18 protein-coding genes are annotated in these 20699 nt (G+C 63.1%); 14 read left to right on the forward strand and 4 right to left on the reverse strand.

Annotation, left to right across the window (positions count from 1 at the left end):
• Positions 1-17 precede the first annotated feature (17 nt).
• The 7 genes from HNE_RS02585 (at position 18) to tsaB (ending at position 8956) form a co-directional block, all read left to right on the forward strand.
• Positions 18-2861 carry a [protein-PII] uridylyltransferase gene (locus tag HNE_RS02585; protein ID WP_011645548.1) on the forward strand — a complete coding sequence of 948 codons (2844 nt, stop codon included), beginning with the start codon at positions 18-20 and terminating at the stop codon, positions 2859-2861.
• Positions 2862-2884: 23 nt separating this feature from the next.
• A complete protein-coding gene (gene murJ / locus HNE_RS02590) occupies positions 2885-4441 on the forward strand; it encodes a murein biosynthesis integral membrane protein MurJ (protein WP_011645549.1) in 1557 nt (518 codons plus the stop codon).
• A gap of 25 nt (positions 4442-4466) precedes the next feature.
• A complete protein-coding gene (trpS, locus tag HNE_RS02595; RefSeq protein ID WP_011645550.1) occupies positions 4467-5501 on the forward strand; it encodes a tryptophan--tRNA ligase in 1035 nt (344 codons plus the stop codon).
• Between the two features lie 374 nt (positions 5502-5875).
• Positions 5876-6934 (forward strand): hypothetical protein, encoded by a 1059-nt coding sequence (locus HNE_RS02600; RefSeq protein ID WP_148205788.1) that lies wholly within the window; start codon positions 5876-5878, stop codon positions 6932-6934.
• Positions 6935-6985: 51 nt separating this feature from the next.
• A complete protein-coding gene (locus HNE_RS19050; protein WP_011645552.1) occupies positions 6986-7564 on the forward strand; it encodes a NifU family protein in 579 nt (192 codons plus the stop codon).
• A gap of 138 nt (positions 7565-7702) precedes the next feature.
• Positions 7703-8302 (forward strand): malonic semialdehyde reductase, encoded by a 600-nt coding sequence (locus tag HNE_RS02610; protein ID WP_011645553.1) that lies wholly within the window; start codon positions 7703-7705, stop codon positions 8300-8302.
• A 9-nt stretch (positions 8303-8311) separates the two neighbouring features.
• Entirely contained in the window at positions 8312-8956 is a 645-nt protein-coding gene (gene tsaB / locus HNE_RS17730) for a tRNA (adenosine(37)-N6)-threonylcarbamoyltransferase complex dimerization subunit type 1 TsaB (RefSeq protein ID WP_011645554.1), read from the forward strand.
• Here tsaB and HNE_RS02620 read toward each other — a convergent pair.
• Positions 8953-10263 carry an Hsp70 family protein gene (locus tag HNE_RS02620; RefSeq protein WP_035590425.1) on the reverse strand — a complete coding sequence of 437 codons (1311 nt, stop codon included), beginning with the start codon at positions 10261-10263 and terminating at the stop codon, positions 8953-8955. The two genes, tsaB and HNE_RS02620, sit on opposite strands and share 4 nt — an antisense overlap.
• 113 nt (positions 10264-10376) lie before the next feature.
• Here HNE_RS02620 and rimI point away from each other — a divergent pair, with 113 nt between their 5' ends.
• The 3 genes from rimI to HNE_RS02635 all read left to right on the forward strand — a co-directional run bounded on the left by rimI (position 10377) and on the right by HNE_RS02635 (position 12270).
• On the forward strand, positions 10377-10832 hold the full coding sequence (rimI, locus tag HNE_RS02625; protein ID WP_011645556.1) for a ribosomal protein S18-alanine N-acetyltransferase: 456 nt from the start codon (positions 10377-10379) through the stop codon (positions 10830-10832).
• Positions 10833-10907: 75 nt separating this feature from the next.
• Entirely contained in the window at positions 10908-11804 is an 897-nt protein-coding gene (locus tag HNE_RS02630; RefSeq protein ID WP_011645557.1) for a dienelactone hydrolase family protein, read from the forward strand.
• Between the two features lie 46 nt (positions 11805-11850).
• Positions 11851-12270 carry a Fur family transcriptional regulator gene (locus HNE_RS02635; protein ID WP_011645558.1) on the forward strand — a complete coding sequence of 140 codons (420 nt, stop codon included), beginning with the start codon at positions 11851-11853 and terminating at the stop codon, positions 12268-12270.
• 92 nt (positions 12271-12362) lie between these two features.
• Here HNE_RS02635 and HNE_RS02640 read toward each other — a convergent pair whose 3' ends face one another.
• Positions 12363-13523, reverse strand: coding sequence for a PQQ-dependent sugar dehydrogenase (locus HNE_RS02640; RefSeq protein ID WP_011645559.1), 1161 nt, complete (start codon positions 13521-13523; stop codon positions 12363-12365).
• 137 nt (positions 13524-13660) lie between these two features.
• Positions 13661-16645 (reverse strand): TonB-dependent receptor, encoded by a 2985-nt coding sequence (locus HNE_RS02645; protein WP_011645560.1) that lies wholly within the window; start codon positions 16643-16645, stop codon positions 13661-13663.
• Between the two features lie 230 nt (positions 16646-16875).
• Here HNE_RS02645 and queC point away from each other — a divergent pair, with 230 nt between their 5' ends.
• The 4 genes from queC (at position 16876) to HNE_RS17735 (ending at position 20146) form a co-directional block, all read left to right on the forward strand.
• Positions 16876-17595: a 7-cyano-7-deazaguanine synthase QueC gene (gene queC / locus HNE_RS02650; protein WP_011645561.1), complete on the forward strand. Its 720-nt coding sequence runs from the start codon at positions 16876-16878 to the stop codon at positions 17593-17595.
• Complete coding sequence (queE, locus tag HNE_RS02655) at positions 17592-18239, forward strand: 7-carboxy-7-deazaguanine synthase (protein WP_011645562.1); 648 nt, start codon at positions 17592-17594, stop codon at positions 18237-18239. The genes queC and queE overlap by 4 nt, the downstream gene beginning before the upstream one ends.
• Complete coding sequence (locus tag HNE_RS02660) at positions 18194-18634, forward strand: 6-carboxytetrahydropterin synthase (RefSeq protein WP_011645563.1); 441 nt, start codon at positions 18194-18196, stop codon at positions 18632-18634. The genes queE and HNE_RS02660 overlap by 46 nt, the downstream gene beginning before the upstream one ends.
• Positions 18635-18718: 84 nt before the next feature.
• Positions 18719-20146, forward strand: coding sequence for a mechanosensitive ion channel family protein (locus tag HNE_RS17735; protein WP_160162600.1), 1428 nt, complete (start codon positions 18719-18721; stop codon positions 20144-20146).
• 58 nt (positions 20147-20204) lie between these two features.
• Here HNE_RS17735 and HNE_RS02670 read toward each other — a convergent pair whose 3' ends face one another.
• A complete protein-coding gene (locus HNE_RS02670) occupies positions 20205-20690 on the reverse strand; it encodes a hypothetical protein (protein WP_233351980.1) in 486 nt (161 codons plus the stop codon).
• Positions 20691-20699 lie beyond the last annotated feature (9 nt).

Below are 20699 nucleotides of genomic sequence, written 5' to 3' on the forward strand. Positions count from 1 at the left end.
GCTATGTTGCGCCCCGCATGACCTCTCCGAACAAACCGCCTCCGACCCTCGTTGCATCCGCCCGCCCCCCGGCCGCCCGCCGGCCGGGCAAATGGCGCATTGCCGACATCATTGACGGCCGCGCCCTGCGGGTGAAGCTGACAGCCGCCGCGCTGGACAATATCGGCAGCGATGCCGCCGCCCGAAAATCTGCGCTGAACCTGCTGCACGGCGCCATGTTCCGGGGCCGCCTGATCGCGCAGGAGCGACTGCAGCAGGGGGCGGACGGGCTGGATACGGCTCGCCTTCTGGCCGCGGTGCAGGATGAAGTCATCCACGCGCTGTATGATTTCACCGTCACGCACGTTCACCGCGCCTCAAACCCGACCGAGGCCGAACGCCTGGCGATCCTCGCCACCGGCGGTTATGGCCGCAGCGTGATGGCGCCGTCGTCCGATACAGACCTGCTCTTCCTGCGCGCCTATAAGGCCAGCCCGCATACAGAGAGTGTCATCGAATACATGCTCTATGCCCTCTGGGACATGGGGCTGAAAGTCGGCAATGCCTTCCGTACACCGCTTGATTGCGTCAAGCTGGCGGCGGAGGATGTTACCATCAAGACCAGCCTGCTGGACGCCCGGTTCATCTGCGGGGATGAAGTGCTGGCCAATGACATGATGGCGCTGTTCCAGAAGGATGCCGTCAAGGGCAAGGACGCCCAGTTCATTGCCGACAAGCTGGCCGAGCGCGATTCCCGGCACACACGGATGGGCGATGCGCGCTATGTCGTTGAGCCGAATGTGAAAGACGGCAAGGGCGGCCTGCGCGACCTGCAGACGCTCTACTGGATCGTCAAGCACATGTATGGCGGGCGCACGCTGGAAGATGTGATGCATGCTGGTCCGTTTACGGATCATGAGTATGCGACCTTCATTCGCGCTGCCCGGTTCCTCTGGACGGTGCGCTGCCACATGCATTTTGTCACCGGGCGCGCCGAAGACCGGCTGAGCTTTGACCTCCAGCCTGAGATCGCCTCCCGCATGGGGTACCGCGACCGGGAAGGGCAGCAGGGGGTGGAGCGCTTCATGAAGCGCTATTTCCTCGTGGCCAAGGATGTCGGCGGACTGACGCGTATTCTGGCCGCCAAGCTGGAAGCCGATCACAAGAAGAAACCCGAAGGCTTGCGCCGCTTCCTGCCTTCTCGCCCGCCCCAACCGCTGGCCGAAACAGGCTTCCTGATCGAGGCGGGCCGCATCAACATCACCGAAGACAAGGTGATGTCGGATGATCCGCTCAACATGATCCGCCTGTTCACCATCGCCCGGCGCGAACAGAAGGATATTCACCCCGCCGCGCTCACCGCGCTCACCCGGAAACTCCGGGGGCTGAATGAGGCAGCGCGGGAAACAGACAGCGCGCGCGAGCTCATCCTCGATGCCATCCTCGGCGGCAAGGAGCCTGGCCCGATCTTGCGCCGCATGAATGAAGCCGGTGTTCTCGGCCGCGCCATTCCCGAGTTCGGCTCCATCGTCGCCCAGACGCAGTTCAACATGTATCATCACTATACGGTGGATGAGCATACGCTGCGCGCGGTCGAAACGATCGCAGACCTCGAATATGGCCGGGGCGGCACGGCGCCGCTGGCCACAGAACTCTTCGGCCAGATTGAAAACCGCCGTGCGCTCTATCTGGCGATGCTTCTGCACGATACCGGCAAGGGCAAGGGCGACCAGCAGGAAGCCGGCATGCGCACCTCGCGCCGCGCCTGCGAGCGCCTCGGCATCCCGGACGAGGAAACCGATCTCGTCGTCTGGCTGGTCGGCCACCATCTGGAAATGAGTGAGACCGCCCAGAAGCGTGACATTGGCGACCCGCGCACCGTGGCGACCTTCGCGCGCCTTGTCGGCTCGCTGGAGCGGCTGCGTCTCCTCTACATTCTCACTGTTGCCGACATCAAAGCCGTTGGCCCCGCCGTGTGGAACGCGTGGAAGGGCCAGCTTCTGGCCGATCTCTATCACAACACTGCCGCCGCCCTGCGCGGCGGGCGTACCGATGAAGCCGCCGTACTCTCCGAACTGGAGCGCCGCGCCGAGATGCGCCGCGAAGCCCTCGTCGAGCGTATCGGCTCGGTGCCTTCGTTGCTGCTGGAACTCGAAACCGCCTACTGGACGGGCTTTGATCCCGACGACATCGCCTGGCATGCCGCGGCCCTTTCAAAAGGCGGCGAGGTGGTCACCTCTCGCATGGCGCCTGAAGGCGGGGCCGTTGCACTGCTGGTGTCGGGCAAGGACCGCACCGGTCTCTTCGCCGATCTCGCCGGAACGCTCGCGCGCCTCGGCGCCAATATTGTCGCCGCACAGGTTTTCACTTCCAAGGGCGGGCGCATCGTTGACGTGTTCATGCTGCAGGACGCCCGCGGCCTCCCTTATGGCGAGGGCGACGGGCCGCGCCTGGCAAAGCTGGAACAGGCCATCCTCGGCGCGCTGGGCGGCACAGTCCCCAGCGGCTCGGTCAAATCCCGCGCTGGCCGGCGTGAAGCTGCCTTCCTGGTTCAGCCCTCGGTGCAGATCCATGAAGAAGTCTCGATCGAGCATATGGTCATCGATGTCGCTGCGCGCGACCGGCCCGGCCTGCTGCATGAAGTGGCTGAAGTGCTCGCTGATATGAAGCTCTCGATCCATTCGGCGCATGTCGGCTCCTATGGGGAGCGGGTGTTCGATGCGTTCTATGTGAAACCCGGCAGCCCCTCAGGCAAGATTTCCAAAGCCCGCAAAGAAGCCCTCCGGGAACGTCTTTTCGCCGTACTTTTGCGGGAAGAACCAGAAGGCCCGCACACTCCGGCCCGCAAGCTCAAACGCTCGCGCGCCGTGGACAGCTTCTGAGAATTGGTTCAACCGGGGTATCCATGAGCCTCGCCCGCAACACTGCCGTTCAGGCCTCGCTGACCCTGGCGAGCCGCATCCTTGGCCTCGCGCGGGATGTGATCCTTGCCGCGAAGATCGGGGCAGGGCCCGTGGGCGACGCCTGGGCGACCGCCCAGCAATTCCCAAACCTCTTCCGGCGCATCTTTGCCGAGGGCGCCTTCGCTTCGGCCTTCGTGCCTTCTTATGCGCGCACGCTGGAAGCCGAAGGCCCCGAAGCGGCCCAGCAGGTGGCGCAGGACGCGTTGCGGGTCCTCTTTGCGATGACCGCCGCCCTCACCATCCTCGCCCAGATATTCATGCCCTGGGTGCTCCTGCTGATCCATGGCGGCCAGGCGGACGATCCGGAGCATTATAATCTCGCCGTGCTGCTCACGCGCATCACCATGCCCTACCTCACCTTCATGGCCATCGGCGCGCTGCTCTCGGGCGTGCTGAACTCGGCCGAGCGGTTCATCCTCTCAGCCGGCGCGCCAACGGTCCTCAATCTCTGCCTCATCCCGGCGGGCCTGCTTGGCACCACGCCGGTCATCACCACCCAGTATGCGGCGATTGCCTTCCTCATTGCCGGCTTCCTTCAGGCCGCGCTCCTCTGGTGGGGCGTCAGCCGCCAGAAAGTCCGCCTCTCGCTGCTGGGCTGGCCGCGCCTTACCCCGGCCGTGAAGAAGGTGCTGCTGCTGGCTGTGCCCGGCACGATTGCCGCCTCGGGCACCCAGATCAACATCATCGTCAGCCAGTCGCTCGCAAGTTTCGAGGTCAGCGCCAAAAGCTGGCTCTATGCGGCAGACCGGCTTTACCAGCTTCCCCTCGGCCTTGTCGGCGTCGCGGTGGGCGTCGCCATCCTCCCGCGCCTCAGCCGCGCGGCGCGGGCAGGGGACGGGGCAGCGGGCAGCCGTACGATGGATGAAGGCCTCGGCCTTGCCATGGCGCTGACCCTTCCGGCGGCCGCCTCCCTGATGGTTGCGCCAGTCTTTCTGATCGACGCCTTTTTCGTGCGCGGCGCCTTCCTGCCATCCGATGCTGTGGCCGCGGGCGCAGCCCTCTTTCACTTTGCCTGGGGCGTACCCGCCTTTGTGCTCATCAAGGTTCTGGCCCCGCCTTTCTTCGCGCGGGAAGACACCAAAACGCCGATGCGCTTTGCGCTCGTCTCGGTGGTCATCAATACGCTGCTCGGCGCGGGGCTGTTCTTCTGGCTCAAGCAATCGGGCCAGATGGGCTTTACTGGCCTCGCCATCGCCACCAGCACAGCCTCCTGGGTCAACGCGCTGCTGCTGGCGGCCACGCTGGCCCGCCGCGGCTGGTACACGCCGGGCCCGCGCGCTATTTCAGGCTTCGCCCGCGCTTTCCTGGCCACGTTGATCCTCTCTGTGGCCATCTGGGGCATGCTGTGGCAACTGCCCGCCATACAAGGCGCGCTGAGCGGCTCGAAGGAGCTGGCTGCCGCCGTCATCGTGCTGGCCGGGGGCTTTATCTATACCTTTGCTGCCTTCCTGACCGGCGCCGTCCGCCTCAGCGACATCCGGCAGGCTTTGCGGCGCTGATCAAACGCGCTAAAGGCGCCCCACCATGACTGACACACCCCCCGCCTATACAGGCCCGCAACGCGTTTTCTCCGGCGTCCAGCCGACCGGCAATCTTCACCTCGGGAATTATCTCGGGGCGCTGAAGAAATTCGCCGACCTGCAACGCGACGGCCATGACTGCATCTTCGCCGTCGTGGACCTTCACGCCATCACCATGCCCATGGAGAAGGGGGCCCTGATCTCGCACACCCGCCAGATCGCCGCCGCCTTCATCGCGGCCGGTGTTGACCCGTCCAAATCCATCATCTTTGCCCAGTCTTCGGTACTGGCGCATGTGGAGCTGGCCTGGATCTTCAACTGCGTCGCGCGGATGGGCTGGGTCGAGCGGATGACCCAGTTCAAGGACAAAGCCGGCAAGGACGCCGAGCGCGCCTCCGTGGGGCTCTTCACCTATCCGGTGCTCCAGGCCGCTGACATCCTCGCCTACAAGGCGACGCATGTGCCCGTGGGCGAAGACCAGAAACAGCATCTCGAACTCAGCCGCGACATCGCCGAGCGCTTCAACCGCGAATACGATGTGCCGGGCTTCTTCCCGCAGCCTGAACCCATGATCAAAGGCCCCGGTGCCCGGATCATGAGCCTCAAGGACGGCACGAAGAAAATGTCGAAATCCGACCCGTCGGACCTCTCGCGCATCAACCTGGTCGACGACGCCGATACCATCGCGAAGAAGATCAAGAAGGCCACCACCGATGCCGGCGTCATTCCGGGTACGGTCAAAGAACTTGAGGGCCGTCCCGAAGTCGAAAACCTCGTCGGCATTTATGCTGCCCTCTCCGGGCGCACTGCGGAAGACGTTCTGGCCGAATTTGAAGGCAAGGGTTTTGGCGCTTTCAAGCCCGCGCTGGCCGATGTCACGGTCGCCCATCTGGCGCCGATCACCGCGAAATTCCGCGACATCCTGGACGATCAGACGGGCCTGGACCGCGTCCTCGCAGACGGCGCCGCGCGCGCCAATGAGGTTGCTGCGCCGGTCATGGATGATGTCCGCCGGATCGTCGGCTTCTGGCGCGGCTGACCTTCAGCACCGCTTTCTGACGTCTTGAAAGGCAGCGCCGCCTTAAAAGCGCCCCACGCGCTGCGCATACTTTTCGGCTGTGTGGGGAATCACTCCATCCTCGTAAGGAGAATTCTTCTCGCGAGGGTGGCGCGATCAGATTTTGGGCGGCTTCGTAGGCGAATTTAGGTAGCGGGCCGGGACACCTGCTGCTGCTGGAATTGCAACAGCAGGCGGTAATTGGTGCTTGAATTAACCACATCGCTTTGCTTGCTGAAATTTCATGCGCAACTAGCCTGTTAATAACGGTTTAACAGCTTCATAAACGGCACAGGATGGACAAATCCACAGCACCCAGGAAGAAGCGGCGTAAAAGCATGGCAGCAGCGGCGGCAGTGAAACTCCCTCGGGCGTATGAGGAGCAGGAGCATGTGCCTGCCCCGGTAGACCCGACGCACTTCATCTCGCTCGACTATGCCGAGCCGAGTCCGATCATGATCGGGTTCCAGAAAGCATGGCGTTCGTTGAAACGTATGCTGAAGATCGGCGCCGTGCTCGCCCTGGTCGGCGCCTATCCGGCCGCCGTGGTTCTCTCCAGCCATATTAACGACAAGCCGATCGACATTCCCGCTGAACAAAGCTGGGCTGTGCCGGGCATTGCCGTCGCCATCCACAAGATTGCACGCGAGCTTGAAGGCGCCGGCTGGGCCAGCAACCGTCCGGTCTGGCATCCGCAGGCGCGTCTTACCGCGCTGCCCGCCTGGCAGTCCGGCACCGCCGAAGCGCTCTCCCAGCATATGCAGCTGATCTCCGAGCTGGCCCCCTATGAAGGCGCCCCGGACAGCGATCTCGCCGCAGCCGCCCGCCTGTTGACCGAAGTATCGGGCGAGCCGATGCGCCCCCGCCTGACAGCAGCTGCCGAAGCGCTCAACCGCTTTGATACGCGCGCCTCGCGCGGTCTCGCCATGCGCCCGATGCCGGAAGAAATCATGCCGCAGGAACTGGCATTGTTTGCCGGCTGGGCAGCGGAGGACCGCGCGGCGCTCTCCGACCAGATCAATGCCCTTCAGGAGGGCGGCGGCTGGCCTGCCAGCAAGGACGACATCACGGCGTTCTACCGCGCCAAGGCCCGCGCCCATGTCGCCCATGAGATGTTCGCCGCCAATGCGGACAAGGCCTATAACCTCTCCAACACGGCCATTCTGGTTGCCGCTGACCGGGCTGAAACGGCCTGGGGGCGCGCCGCCGAGATGAAGCCGATCCTCGTGTCCAACCAGTCGGATTCGGCCGTTCTCAATCCCAACCATCTGGCGAGCATGGCGTATTTCCTGCTGGAAGCCGAAGTGGCCTCGCGCCATCTGATTGAGTTGATGGCGCCGCCGGCCGCCGATGAGGTGATTGAGGAGACCTCCGTGGCGCAGACCGATGAGGCCGCTGAAGTAGCGCTCCCTTGATCTCGATGGCTGGGCGGGCCATGTCAGGGGCCAGACAGTAAAGGCCCCGCCATGTTTATCCAGACCGAAGCCACGCCCAATCCTGACACGATAAAATTCCTTCCCGGACAACCGGTTGTAGGGGATCGCGGCCCGTTTGACTTCCCTGACGCTGCCAGCGCCCGCACCAGCCTTCTGGCCCGCGCCCTGTTTCAGGTCGAAGGGGTTGAGCGCGTCTTCCTGGGCAGCGATTTTGTCAGCATTAACAAGGCGCAGGACAAAGACTGGCGGCATGTGAAGCCAATGGTGCTGGCTGCTATCATGGATCATTACATGTCCGGCCTGCCGGTCATCGAGGAAGGCACCTCCAGCGCCTCCAGCGGCGCCGATGAGACCGAATATGAAGGCGAAACGGCTGAAATCGTCAATGAGATCAAGGAATTGATCGAAACCCGCGTGCGGCCCGCCGTCGCGCAGGATGGCGGCGATATCACCTTCCACCGCTTCGACGCCGACACCGGCATCGTCCACCTCTCCATGCGCGGGGCCTGCGCGGGCTGTCCGTCCTCGACCATGACCCTGAAGCAGGGCATCGAGAACATGCTGCGCACCTATGTGCCAGAGGTGACCGCGGTAGAGGCAGCGCTTTAAAAGCCGCCGGAAAAACGCCAACAATAGCTCCAACTGCGCGGCCAAAAACTCTAACGGTTCTGCAGTCAAAAAATTCCGGCTCTGATCCCGGTGCCACCGCCGCGATCAAGAGCCGCCAGCAAGGAAGGAACTGCCTCCATGGCCCACCCGGTCAACGATCACGCGCTCGACATCATCTTCCGCGATGCCCGCAGCCAGAACGGCTATCTCGACCGGTCGGTGCCCGAAGTGCTCATCCGCGCGGTGTATGACCTCGCCAAGATGGGCCCGACCAGCGCCAACTGTTCGCCGGCGCGTTTCGTGTTCGTCACCACGCCGGAAGGGAAGGAGCGCCTCTTGCCCTTCATGAGCGCCGGCAACCGCGAGAAGACCGCCGCTGCGCCCTGGACTGTCATCATGGCGTTCGACATGCGCTTTGCCGACAAGATCCCCCAGCTGTTCCCGCACAATCCGGATGCAAAGCACTGGTTTGACAACAACACCGAAGAAACCGCCTTCCGGAACAGCACGCTGCAAGCGGCCTATCTGATGCTGGCGGCCCGCTCGCTGGGGCTCGATTGCGGCCCGATGAGCGGCTTTGATGTGGCTGGGGTGAACCGCGAATTCTTCGAGAGCCAGGAAGGCGAAGAGCAGCATTGGAAGGCCAACTTCATCTGCAATCTCGGCTATGGCGATAAGACCAAGATCATGGCCCGCTCCCCGCGTCTGGAATTTGACGAGGGCTGCCGCATCCTCTAACCGGCGCTGATGCTGATCCTTGCCCTGAACACTGCCTTCACCACGATGGAAGCCGCGCTGGTACGCGACGGCGAAATCCTGGCCGATGCGCGCGAGACACTGCCGCGCGGCCAGGAGAAGGCCCTGCCAGGATTTGTTGAGGCGCTGCTGAAGGAAGAGGGCGCGACGTTCGGCGATGTCGGCCGCTTCGCCGTCGTCACCGGACCGGGCAGCTTCACCGGCCTGCGCATTGGCGTCGCCTATGTGCGCGGCCTTGCCCTCGTAACCGGCGCCCCGGCCCTCGGCATCACCAGCCTTGAGGCGGCGATCCCTGCGGGCATGGAAGGGGCAAGCCTCGGCGCCTTGATGGCCCAGCGCCGCCCACCCGACCAGACCTGGTGGGTGCAGGGCATCAGCGAAGACAAAGGCATCGCCCCGGTGCGCGAAGTGGGCCTTGAGGCGCTCTCCGCCATGCTCCAGGGCTTTCACGCGCCGATCTTCATGGACGGCGCGGAAGCCCTCGGCGAGGCCGCCGCAAAGCTCGACATCCGCCCGATGCGGCCGAGCGCGGTCACCGCCGCCCTCAAGGCCGGGCGGTTTGATCCGGCAAACCATCCGCCCACGCCGGTCTATGCGCGCGAGCCGGACGCGACCCTGCCGGCGCCCAAACCCTAAGACGCCAATCCCTGAGCCGGACGCGCCAGCCAGGGCTCCAGATCATCCTGCTGCGCAATCAGCGCGAGGCCATGAGCAATGGACACGAACTGGTCGCCGGTCTCGACCTTGCCGGCGCCGAACTGGTCTTCAAAACTCTGACGCAGGGCAGGCACATAAGATGTGCCCCCGGTCAGGAACACCCGGTCAATCTGGTGCGCGCCAAGGCCGGCCCGCTCAAGCGCGGTGTCCACGGTCGCCTGAATCGCGGCCACATCACCCCCAATCCAGCCATCGAATTCGGCGCGCGTGATGTCCCGCTCAAAGTTCAGATCGCCCGCCGCCAGGCTGAAGCGGGCCGTATCTGTCTGCGAAAGCTGCGTCTTTACCTGCGCCACGGCGCGGTAAAGCAGATAGCTCGCATCTGCGTCCAGAAACGCGATGAAGGCCTCGATCAATTCCGGCGCATCCGACACGCGGAGCAGCTTGTGCAGATCGGCATAGTCGCGCGTGTGTCGCATGATCGAGAGCTGGTTCCATTGCGCAAACCGGCTATAGAGCGAGAGGGGAACGGGCAGGGTCTTCTCGCCGCTCTTGAAGGTGCTGCCCTTGCCGAAGAGGGGCGCCACCACATGATCGAGCAGGCGCTGGTCAAACGCGTCGCCCGCAATCCCGATGCCCGAATGGGAGAGCGCCTCCGCGCGCAGCCGGCCGCCACCCGGATCAAACCGGATGATCGAGAAGTCGCTCGTCCCCCCGCCAAAATCGGCGACCAGAATGGTCGCCTTCTCCTTCAGCCGCTGGGCAAAGAAGAACGCTGCTGCCACCGGCTCATAAACATGATGGATCGTCTCAAAGCCGAGCCGCGCCAGCGCCGTCTCATACCGTTCCTGCGCGAGGGCTTCATCGGCCTGCGCCCCGGCAAACTGTACCGGCCGGCCAATCACCGCCTGTTTCGGCCAGGGCGTGCCAGAGCGTTCTGACAACCGCCGCAGATACGCCGACAGCAGGTCTTCAAACCGCCAGGGCTTGTTGTGAATGAGGGTCGAGATGAAGAGGGGGCTCGCCGCAAACGTCTTGAATGACTGGATCAGCCGGCAATCCCCGCCCAGCTCCAGAAACTGGTCAATCGCCCAGGGGCCGATCTCCATCATCGCGCGCGCTTCATCCTCGTCGCGCCAGAAGCAGAGCACGGAGCGGCAGGCCGCAAAGGTGTCCTCGCCATGGCTGAAGGTCAGCGCCTGCGTCGTGCCATCCGGATTGGCCAGCGACGCAACGCTGTTCGTCGTGCCAAAATCGAGGCCGAGCGTGGAAGTCGCCTGGGTCATCATAATGTCTTGTCTTGGAGCGGGAGGCAGGCGATCTAGCAGGGACACGGCGGAGCAATCAACCCGGCTGACCGTTGCGACCTGTCTTTTACATTGCTGGCATTTGAGACCTGATGAACCAACTCCTTCGCCCACTGGCGCGCGCCGATGCCACTGCTGCGGCGGCGTTGCATGCGATGTGCTTCCCTGACCCCTGGAGCGTGAAGTCGTTTGAGGAAACGTTCGAGGATGAGGCCGTTCGCGCGCACGGCTTCTGGCTGGGCGAGCAGCTGGTATCCTTTGCAATGACAAAGGAAGTGGCGGGCGAGGCCGATCTGCTAACCATCGCAACCGACCCTGCGAGGCGTTTGCACGGCTATGCCGCTCAACTCATCGGTGCACTGATTGTCGAGCTGGAGGGCGCGGGCATCACCCGAATGACGCTGGAGGTGGCCGAAGACAATCGCGCCGCCCGCCAGCTCTATGTGCGCTTTGGCTTCACCGAAGATGGCCGCCGCCGCCGCTATTATGAGGCGGGCAGGGACACGCCGGTCGACGCTGTGCTGATGTCGCGCCATCTCGGCGTCTGAGGCGGGGCCGCTAAAAGGCTGGCCCATTCGGCCGTCCGGTCTATATTCGTGAGGATCAGGAACGGGAGAGCAGACATGGCCGACGGCGCGCAGGACAAGATTGAAATTCCGCAGGAAGTCTTCCGGCTTTATGACGCTTACTGCCACGGCGACCTTTCCCGCCGGGCTTTCTTCTCAAGGCTGAGCGCCTATGCCGGGGGCGGGATCACCGTCTCGATGCTCGCCGCCTGCGTGATGCCCGATTACAGCCAGGCCCAGACGGTGACCGGTGAGGCCGACCTGATCGAAGAAGAAATCACCTACGCGTCCCCCGATGGCGCCGGAACAATGGGCGGCTATCTGGTGCGCCCGGCGAATGCGACGGGGCCGCTGCCGGCCATTCTCGTGATCCACGAAAACCGGGGCCTCAACCCCTATATCCGCGATGTCACGCGCCGCGCCGCAAAGGCAGGCTATGTCGCCCTCGGGCCCGACGCGCTCTATCCGCTCGGCGGCTATCCCGGCAATGACGATGACGGGCGCACGCTGCAGGCAGAGCGCACGCGCGAGGCGATGTTTGCGGACTTCGTGGCGGGCGCCGAATTCCTGCGCGCGCATGAGGCGGTGGATGGCAATGTCGGCGTCACCGGCTTCTGCTTTGGCGGGGCAATGGCAAACCAGCTCGCCGTCAGCCTGCCCTGGCTGAAAGCTTCTGTGCCGTATTATGGCGGCTGGCCTGCGGCCGAAGAGGCAGCAAATCTTGCCGTGCCCCTCCAGATCCATCTGGCGAGCGATGATCCGCGCGTGAATGAAGGCTGGGTGCCCTATGAGGCGGCGCTGAAGGCTGCCGGTAAGGCCTACGAACTGCATTGGTATGATGGCACGCAGCATGGTTTCCACAATGATACCACGCCGCGTTTCAATCCCGAGGCAGCGGCGCTCGCCTGGTCCCGGACGCTGGATTTCTTCGGCAAGCACCTGCGCGGCAGCTGACAAGGTTGAACTGGACTTTCCCGCTGGGCGAGGGCATTTAGGGACCATGGACAGACTAGAAAAACTCTGCATTGAGAAGGGCCTCCGCATGACGGAGCCTCGGCGGATCATTGCCCGCGTGCTTTCGGTGGCCGATGACCATCCTGACGCCGAAGAACTGCACCGGCGCGCCAATTCGCTGGACGCCTCGATTTCGCTCGCCACGGTCTATCGGACGGTCAAACTGTTCGAGGACGCCGGCATCATCCAGGCGCATGACTTCCGTGATGGCCGCGCCCGGTATGAAGAAATGCCGGCCGAGCACCACGACCATCTGATCGACATCAAGACAGGGCAGGTGGTGGAGTTCCATTCCGAAGAGATCGAAAAGCTTCAGGAAGAAATCGCCCGCAAGCTTGGCTACCGGCTGGTCGATCACCGGCTGGAGCTTTACGGCGTGCCGCTCAACGAAAAAGACAAATCCTGACGTCAAGGCCGGGCGCCATCCAGGCGCCGCCAGAAAGCAAACGGCCCCGTCAGACTGACGGGGCCGTTTTCGTTTCGCGGAAAGGCGCGTGCTTAGAACTGCGGCACAACGCGGAAGATGCCGTCAAAATCCTTGTTGGCAACATAGAGATAGCCGTCCGGCGCCAGCGCCACATCGCGGATCGACATCTCGTCCTTCAGCAGGTTTTCCTTCCCCGCCACCTTGCCGTCTTCAAGGTCAATCCGCACAAGGACAAGTCCCGCCGGGCCGTTCATGCCGCCCGAGAAGAGGTCTCCCTCCCAGCCGGGATATTTGTCGCTGGTCACCATCGTCAGGCCGGCGGGCGCAATCGAGGGCACCCAATAGGTCTCTGGCTGGGCCATGCCCTCGGCTTCGGTTTCCTTCGTAATGACCGTGCCATCATAGTTCACGCCATAGGTGATCACCGGCCAGCCATAATTGACGCCGGGCTTCACGATATTGAGCTCATCCCCGCCGCGCGGCCCGTGCTCGGTCGCCCAGAGCGTATCGGTGGCCGCGTCAAAATAAAGCCCCTGAACATTGCGGTGTCCATAAGACCAGACTTCCGGCATGCCGTTGGCCCCGTCCGCAAACGGATTATCCGCCGGGATCGACCCGTCAGAATTGATCCGCACGATGGTGCCATGCGTGTTCTTGGGGTTCTGCGCGTCAGCCATGTATTTGAAGCCCTCGCCGAGGGAGACAAACAGCGTCCCGTCCCCGCCGAACACCAGCCGCGCGCCATAATGGTAGGCCGTGTCGCGGTCGTCCGCCTTGAAGATCTGCTCGGGGTTTTCCAGCGCCGTATTGTCCTCGCTCAGCCGGCCGCGGAACACGGCGGTGGAGTTGGCCGCGTCATCGCCCGTCGACAGCGCCACATAGACCATGCGGTTGCTTTCAAATGCCGGGTCCAGCGCCAGGCCCAGATAGCCCGCCTGTCCGGCGATGTACGCCTCGGGAAGTCCGGACACGGGCGCGGCCGTACCGCCAGCGGCGAAGAATTTGAGCCCGCCTTCCTTCTCCGTGAAGAGGAGCCCGCCATCAGGCAGGAACGCCATGCCCCAGGGCTGCTCGGCAGACGTCACCAGTTCCAGGCTGACGCCGGTAACCGCGCCAGGCGCGGCCGCTTCCGGCGCCGCCGGGGCGGGGGCCTCTCCGCAGGCGGACAGGATCAGAGCAAGCGGGCCCATGGCAAGCGGACCAAGGGCGGCGAGGCGGGAAAAGACGGACATACCGGCTCCTGTGAAGGGGGTGATCTGGCGGGCGATAAGAAATCGGATGGCGCAGAGATAGGCCGTTCCGGGCGCTGCGCCAATGAAAAAGGGGCAGCCCCGAAAGGCTGCCCCCAAGGTTTCAGGTCTATGCCTGATTACCAGGTCTTCGAGACGGCAACGCCGAAAGTGCGTGGCTCGGTCAGGAAGATGTTGGTGAAGAGGCCCGACGAGTCATCCGTCAGATAGGCGCCTGTGATGGCGGTCTCATCAGCGATGTTCTTGCCGAAGAGTTCAACGCGCACACCGTTGGTGTCGTTGTAGAACGCCAGCGATGCGTTGAGGTTATCCCAGGAAGAAAGCTGGTCGCGGTTGGTGTTGTAGACGCGGCTGAAGCTTTCAGACTGGTTGTAGTAGTCGACGCGGCCGGTCAGGCCCCAGTCGCCGAACGAACCTGGCAGCCAGGTGTATTCAACGCCGACGTTGATCGTCGTGTCCGGCGCGCCGGGCATGGAATTGCCGCCCAGGTTTTTCGCGTCGCCTGCGATCGGCTCCAGTGCGGAGGCCGTGCGGGTTGTGCCGGTTGCGTCGGTATAGGTGACCGTCACACCGCCAAGACCCAGAGCATTCTCGAAGGCTGTGCGTCCGCCAACAGCACCCAGATCACCGTTACAGATGTTGCGGGTGAGGCCGGCGAGGGCCGGGTTGCCCTGAATGGCGCCCAGCACAGTGGCATAGCCCTGAGCCGAGACCACACAGTTGGTGTAGTTCGTCGTGTTTTTCAGCGCGACGAGGTCCGAGCGGCCATTGACGCGATCGAGCACGTCGATCGAGTACACATCGTCGATCTCGGTGTCGAGAATGCCGATATTGGTGTTCAGGACCAGGGTCGAAACCGGGTTCCAGATCGACTCAAGCTCGAGACCCATGATGGTGGAGTCGATGTTGAAGTTGACCGAGGTCCGGTTGATGATCTGGGTGATCTGATACCCTTTATAATCGTAGTAGAAGCCGGTCGCGTTCATCTGGAGGGCGCCGCCCGCCAGAGTGTTCTTCGTACCGATTTCGTAGGAGTTGATGAACTCCGGCTCGAAGAACTGGTCGAATGCGCCTGGGTTGTCGGCCGGTTGCGGGGGGTTGATACCGCCGCCCTTATAGCCGCGCGAGTAGAACGCATAGAGCAGCGTGTCCTCGGTGAAGCTCAGGTCCGGACGCCAGTCGAGACCGGCCCGGCCGGTGACTTCTTCAAAGGCTACGTTGAACGAGCCGTCGCCGCCTTCATCTGCCGAAGCCAGAACGTCATCCGGCGTGCCGACGATGCCATCCGGGCCTGCGAACGTCACAGGCTTCGGCGTCAGCGGGCTGCCATTCTGACCAGTGCCTGGGCCATACGCGGCGCCAGGAACGAACAGGAAGGTCGGGATGTTATCCTGAGACTTCTCGTCCTTGGTGTAACGCAGGCCGAGGGTGGCCTTCAGGTTGTCGGAGATGTCGTAATAGCCTTCACCGAACACAGCCAGCGAGCTGAGTTCATAAGGTGAGAGCGAGCGGAAGTACTGACCGCCGAGACCCGAATAGTCGAGGTTCTCGATGGCAGGCTGGGTGCCTGCATCGTCGAGTGGCACAAGACCGCCGAAGATGGCGCCGCCAAGGGCGTTGTTCAGCTGCGTCAGGGCCGTCAGCGAGTTGGAGACAACCGTGTAGCCGTCTGTGGCCGTGGACGGATCAATGGCTTCCACGTCAACCTGGATCACACCGAGGTTGAAGTTGAACGGACCCTCAAAGTCAGACTGCAGACGAAGTTCGTGCGAAGTCTGCTCCGAGCTGCCACCGGCAACGTCAAACGTCCGGAAGAAGTTCGAGGCACCCAGCAGCGGATCGTTGACGACACCGCCGGGGAACAGCGCTTCATACACCGGCGTGAGGGCCGGGTTGAAGAGCGGCGCGCCCGAGGTGTTGAACGCAATGGTCGGAGACTGCTTGTTATAGTCCTCGATCGAGAGCGACTCGCTGGTGCTGTAGCTGCCCAGATAGGTCAGCAGCATGTTGTCGGTGACGTCGAATTCGAGCTTACCGGTGATCAGCTCCTGATCCGCATAGTATTGCGGGTCGAAGGCCGACTCGATTTCGCTCAGGTTCAGGTTCGCCGGTTGCGTGAAAGCGTCGCCGCTGAGCAGGCCGGCGAGCACGCCGAGACCGCCGCCAAGCGTACCAACCGAGTTGACCCGGCCGTCCATGGCATCAAGCGGTGCTTCGGCGCAGCCGAGCGATGTCACGGTCTGATCGACAAAGCCGATCGGAATGCCGGCATAGGACGTCTTCAGCGGATCTTTCTTACAGAGCTGCTTGCCGACGCGGAGACGGTCATCCTCTTCTTCGAAGTATTCATAGGAGAGCCAGCCGCGGATACGGTCGGTCGGCTCGGCCAGGATCGTTGCGCGGTAGCCATACAGTTCGCGGCCATCGACATCGCGGCCGGTCACGGTGTTGTCGACATAGCCGCTGCGCTCGAGATAGGAGCCGGCCAGACGCACGGCGACCTTGTCGCCGATCGGCACGTTCACCATGCCTTTGAGTTTGCGGCTGTCATAATTGGCCAGCGCGACCGAAGCGTTGCCTTGCCATTCTTCGAGAACCGGTTTCGCGGTGATGGCGTTGAACACGCCGCCCGTCGCGTTACGGCCATAGAGCGTACCCTGAGGGCCACGCAGCACCTCGATCCGCTCCATGTCGTAGAATTCGGCTTCGAACAGGCGGTTTGCCGTCAGAGGCACGTCGTTCTGGTGGATACCCACGCCGGCATCGCCCGACTGAGCAACCACGTCGACACCAATGCCGCGGATCTTGAAGTTGTAGCCGTTGAAGTTGCCCTTCGTGAACGACACGTTCGGGATCGACTTCACAAGGTCAGGGCCGCCAGCAAGCTGCAGCTTGTTCAGCGATTCTTCGTCGAACGCCGAAACGGCGATCGGAACGTCCTGAATCGACTGTTCGACCTTCTGGGTTGTAACGGTAACCGTGCCGAGGCGCCGGTCGTCGTCCGGTGTGGTGTCCTCCTGGGCATACGCCGTACCGATAAAGCTGAGGGCGAGGGCCGACGCCCCTGCCAACAAGACGTACTTCGAGTCTGTGTTTCGGCTCATTTCGATTTTTCCTCCCCTCGGGCCGATCATCCGGTCCCGATTACAATGATATGTAACGAGCCATCCTCTTTGGCGGGACAGCTTCGACTTCAACACAAGGCCAAGGCGCGTCCCCTGTCAATTGTCCTGCCCCTACGTGAGGTCGAAACTATTTGTGTCGGTGTCAAAAATGTGACGCCTTCCGCAACGTAGCCTTGGCCGGAACCGGCCGCGCTGATAGAGCGGCGCGCATGACACAGCCAATTTCCTCCGCGCTCGTCCTGTTTTCCGGGGGACAGGATTCGGCCACCTGCCTGGCCTGGGCCCTCGACCGGTTCGACCGGGTGGAGACGATCGGCTTCGATTATGGCCAGCGCCACGCCATCGAACTCGCCTGCCGGCCGAAAGTGCGCGCCGCGATTCGCCAGATGAGCCCTGTCTGGGCGGAAAAGCTGGGCGAGGATCACATGATCGATGCTGGCGTCCTCAAATCCCTCGGCGCCACCGCGATGACCCACGAGGTCGAGATCAGCATGACCGCCGCTGGCCTGCCCAACACGTTCGTGCCGGGAAGAAACCTTCTCTTCTTTACCCTGGCCGGCGCGCTTGCCGTGCGCCGGGGCATCGGCGTGCTGGTCGGCGGCATGTGCGAAACCGACTATTCGGGCTATCCTGACTGCCGCGCCGATACGCTCAAAGCCCAGGAGCAGACCCTCCGCCTTGGTCTCGACGCCGACATCCGCATCGATGCGCCCCTGATGTATCTCGACAAGGCCGCCACCTGGCAGCTCGCCCAGGAACTCGGCGGAGACGCGCTGGTTGCCCTGATCGGCGAAGAAACCCACACCTGTTATCTGGGCGAGCGCGGCGCGCGCCATGACTGGGGCTATGGCTGCGGCACCTGCCCGGCCTGCGAACTCAGGTCAAATGGCTGGCAGCGCTGGCAGGATGGCAAGGCGGCCGCCCCATGACCTATTCTGTCAAAGAGGCCTTCTATACCCTGCAGGGCGAAGGCGCCCATACCGGCCGCGCGGCGGTCTTCCTGCGCTTTGCCGGCTGCAACCTCTGGAGCGGGCTGGAGCGCGACCGGGAAAAGGCCGTCTGCCGCTTCTGCGACACCGATTTTGTCGGCACCAATGGGGAAGGGGGCGGCAAGTTCCGCGAGCCCGGCCTGCTCGCCGCCCATATAGAGTCCATCTGGCAGGCCAATGCATCTCCCGGCGGGCGCCCCTATGTCGTCTGCACGGGCGGAGAGCCGCTGATGCAGCTCGATGAACCCCTGATCGGCGCGCTGCATGAGGCCGGCTTTGAAATCGCCATTGAAACCAATGGCACGCTGCCCGCGCCCGCCTCGATTGACTGGATCTGCGTCAGCCCCAAGGCCAACGCCCCCCTCGCCCAGAAATCAGGCAATGAGTTAAAGCTCGTTTACCCTCAAACCGAGCCCGAGGCGCAACCAGAATGCTTTGAAACACTGGACTTTGAGCACTTTTTCCTCCAACCGAGGGACGATGGACCCAGCGTCAGCCATGTGGCGGCGGTGGCCAACTATTGCTTGAAGAATCCAAAATGGCGCCTGAGCTTGCAAACACACAAACTGACCGGGCTTCCTTGAAAGAGGGCCTGAAAGCAGAAGGTCAGATTTTCGAGATTTCGAAGGCGGTGTTCTTCGAGGCGGCCCATTTCATGGGCGGCAAGCCCGAAGGCCATCCCTACCGCTCCGTGCATGGCCACTCCTTCCGCCTGGAGGCGACCGTTGCCGGCATCGTCAAGCCCGGTGAGCAATGGGTGGAAGATTTCAGCCACCTGACCGCCACCCTTGAAGCGACCGCCGCCAAGCTAGATCACCGCCTCCTCAACGACATCGAGGGCCTCGAAGTCCCCACCCTCGAGCGCATCTGCCTCTGGGCCGCCGCCGACCTCGGCCAGCCCCTCCCTGGCCTCGCCCGCGTCGCCGTCGCCCGCCCCAGCCTGAATGAGCGCTGCGAACTGGTCCTCAAGCGCATCTGACGCGCACAGGCAGGGTTGCATGCATAGGCGAGCCCGATAAGGTTTCCCCTTGTCGATTCAATGCCTTTGAGGATTGCCGCAAGCATGAGCCTCGACCTGCTCCAGCCGGAAACTGCCGCTCCGCTGATCGCCGAACTTCAGGAGTCGGTCACCCGGCTGATCGAGGCGGCACGCGATGAGTTAAGCTCGCCCGACACACTCTGGCAGGTCGGCGCGCTGATCCTCGGCGCGGCGCTCGGCTACATCATCTCCCGCTTCCCCAAGACGATGCTGATGCAGGCGGCGGAAAAGCGCGGGCGGATCGATTTCGTCCTGCTCACCTACCATTCCCTCTCGCGCATCGTCTGGCCGGTCTTCACGCTCATCCTGCTGGCGGCCGCCACCGCCGCCTTCGAGGCTGTCGGCCTGGGCAACGCCACGCTGCACATCGCCACCAGCCTCCTCCTGGCCTGGATCGTCGTGCGCATCTTCACCGCCAGCATGCGGCGCGGCTTCTGGTCGAAAGCCATCGCCTATTTCGCCTGGGCGATCACCGCGCTCTACATCCTCGGCTGGCTGCGCCCGCTGACGGGCTGGCTGAACAGTGTCACCTTCGATTTCGGCGAGAGCGAAGTCTCCGTCCTGCGCATCCTGATCAGCCTCGCGCTGGCGGCGTTCGCCATCTGGCTCGGCCGGCTCATCGGCAATGTCGCCCAGTCCCAGCTGCGCGGTTCGCCGGAACTGCCTGCTTCGGTCGGCGGTCTTCTGGGCCAGAGCATCAAGATCGGCGTGATGATCGTCGCCGTCCTGATCGCGCTCAACTTCCTCGGCGTGAATGTCGCCGCGCTCACCTTCTTCTCAGGTGCGCTTGGTGTCGGCATCGGCTTTGGCTTGCAGTCGGTCTTCTCCAACTTCATCTCCGGCGTCATCATCCTGATGGAGAAGTCGCTGAAAGTCGGCGATTTCATCGAGCTTCAGTCCGGCCTCTCCGGCGTGGTGAAGGAGATCAACTTCCGCTCCACCGTCGTGATGACGAACGATAATGTCGACATCATCGTTCCCAACGAAGCCTTCATCAAAGCCCAGCTGATCAACTGGACGATGACCGAGGCGCGCCGGCGCATCCACGTCCCGTTTGGGGTGGCCTATGGCACGGATAAAGCGCTGGTCGAAAAGGCCGGCCTGGAAGCCGCCGCCAGCGTGCCCTGGACCTTCGACGATCGGGGCGAGCACACCCCGCAGGTCTGGCTCGTCAAGTTCGGCGACTTCCGCCTCGAATTCGAGCTGATTGTCTGGCTGACCGACGAAGCCGTGCTCCGTCCGCAGAAGGTCATGGCAGATTATGTGTGGGCGGTTCACTCGGCAATCGAGAAATACGAGATCCATATCCCGATGCCCCAGCGCGACCTGCATTTCAAATCGCCTGGAACACTCAGTGTTCGGATCGAAACGGGAGAGGCAGAGAAGCCCGCGCCGGACGCAGAAGACGCGCCTGAAAAAGCATCAGCAGAAGCATCAGAAACAAAAAGCTGATGCCGCTGCCGTCCGGGGGAAATGACGGCAGCGGCGGGACGGCCCGAGGGGTGCGGGCCTAGTCCAGGGCTTTTACAAATTTCCGCGCAAAGCGGTCCGAGGCGCGGCTGGCATCATGCCAGGTGGTCAGCCCCGCCTGGCGGATGTCGTTTTCATACCAGTCATATTCCAGCTCGCCCGCCGGCGCGCCGGAGGCGTCATACGCCACGGCTTTCATCTTCATGCCGCCGGTGCTGACAGAGCGGAACATGTCGAGGCCGGGCTCGTCGCTGCCCTGTTTGAAGGTCGGGCGGGAAGGGCGCGCATCCAGGATGGTGACATCAATGCGGGCAACATCCACACCGGCCTTTTCCAGCTCACGGGTCAGGTCGCGTTCAATACGCCCGCCCAGAACCTCGCCTTCCTTCATGCCGTAATCATCCTGAAGCTTCTCGGTAAACTCCGGCGAATAGGTCACCGCAATTTCAGCCGCTGCGGCAACCGGCGCAGCGGCGATAAGCAGCAGGGCAAGGGCAGTGGCTTTCATCTGAGCACTCCATGTCATTCGTTTTTC

The organism is Hyphomonas neptunium ATCC 15444 (genome assembly GCF_000013025.1).
Classification (GTDB): domain Bacteria; phylum Pseudomonadota; class Alphaproteobacteria; order Caulobacterales; family Hyphomonadaceae; genus Hyphomonas; species Hyphomonas neptunia.

Bases quoted from the DNA above. Each gene is read 5' to 3' on its own strand.
- HNE_RS02585 (WP_011645548.1), top strand. From the start codon at position 18: ATGACCTCTCCGAACAAACCGCCTCCGACCCTCGTTGCATCCGCCCGC.
- murJ (WP_011645549.1), top strand. From the start codon at position 2,885: ATGAGCCTCGCCCGCAACACTGCCGTTCAGGCCTCGCTGACCCTGGCG.
- trpS (WP_011645550.1), top strand. From the start codon at position 4,467: ATGACTGACACACCCCCCGCCTATACAGGCCCGCAACGCGTTTTCTCC.
- HNE_RS19050 (WP_011645552.1), top strand. From the start codon at position 6,986: ATGTTTATCCAGACCGAAGCCACGCCCAATCCTGACACGATAAAATTC.
- HNE_RS02610 (WP_011645553.1), top strand. From the start codon at position 7,703: ATGGCCCACCCGGTCAACGATCACGCGCTCGACATCATCTTCCGCGAT.
- tsaB (WP_011645554.1), top strand. From the start codon at position 8,312: ATGCTGATCCTTGCCCTGAACACTGCCTTCACCACGATGGAAGCCGCG.
- HNE_RS02620 (WP_035590425.1), bottom strand. From the start codon at position 10,263: ATGACCCAGGCGACTTCCACGCTCGGCCTCGATTTTGGCACGACGAAC.
- rimI (WP_011645556.1), top strand. From the start codon at position 10,377: ATGAACCAACTCCTTCGCCCACTGGCGCGCGCCGATGCCACTGCTGCG.
- HNE_RS02630 (WP_011645557.1), top strand. From the start codon at position 10,908: ATGGCCGACGGCGCGCAGGACAAGATTGAAATTCCGCAGGAAGTCTTC.
- HNE_RS02635 (WP_011645558.1), top strand. From the start codon at position 11,851: ATGGACAGACTAGAAAAACTCTGCATTGAGAAGGGCCTCCGCATGACG.
- HNE_RS02640 (WP_011645559.1), bottom strand. From the start codon at position 13,523: ATGTCCGTCTTTTCCCGCCTCGCCGCCCTTGGTCCGCTTGCCATGGGC.
- HNE_RS02645 (WP_011645560.1), bottom strand. From the start codon at position 16,645: ATGAGCCGAAACACAGACTCGAAGTACGTCTTGTTGGCAGGGGCGTCG.
- queC (WP_011645561.1), top strand. From the start codon at position 16,876: ATGACACAGCCAATTTCCTCCGCGCTCGTCCTGTTTTCCGGGGGACAG.
- queE (WP_011645562.1), top strand. From the start codon at position 17,592: ATGACCTATTCTGTCAAAGAGGCCTTCTATACCCTGCAGGGCGAAGGC.
- HNE_RS02660 (WP_011645563.1), top strand. From the start codon at position 18,194: ATGGCGCCTGAGCTTGCAAACACACAAACTGACCGGGCTTCCTTGAAA.
- HNE_RS17735 (WP_160162600.1), top strand. From the start codon at position 18,719: ATGAGCCTCGACCTGCTCCAGCCGGAAACTGCCGCTCCGCTGATCGCC.
- HNE_RS02670 (WP_233351980.1), bottom strand. From the start codon at position 20,690: ATGACATGGAGTGCTCAGATGAAAGCCACTGCCCTTGCCCTGCTGCTT.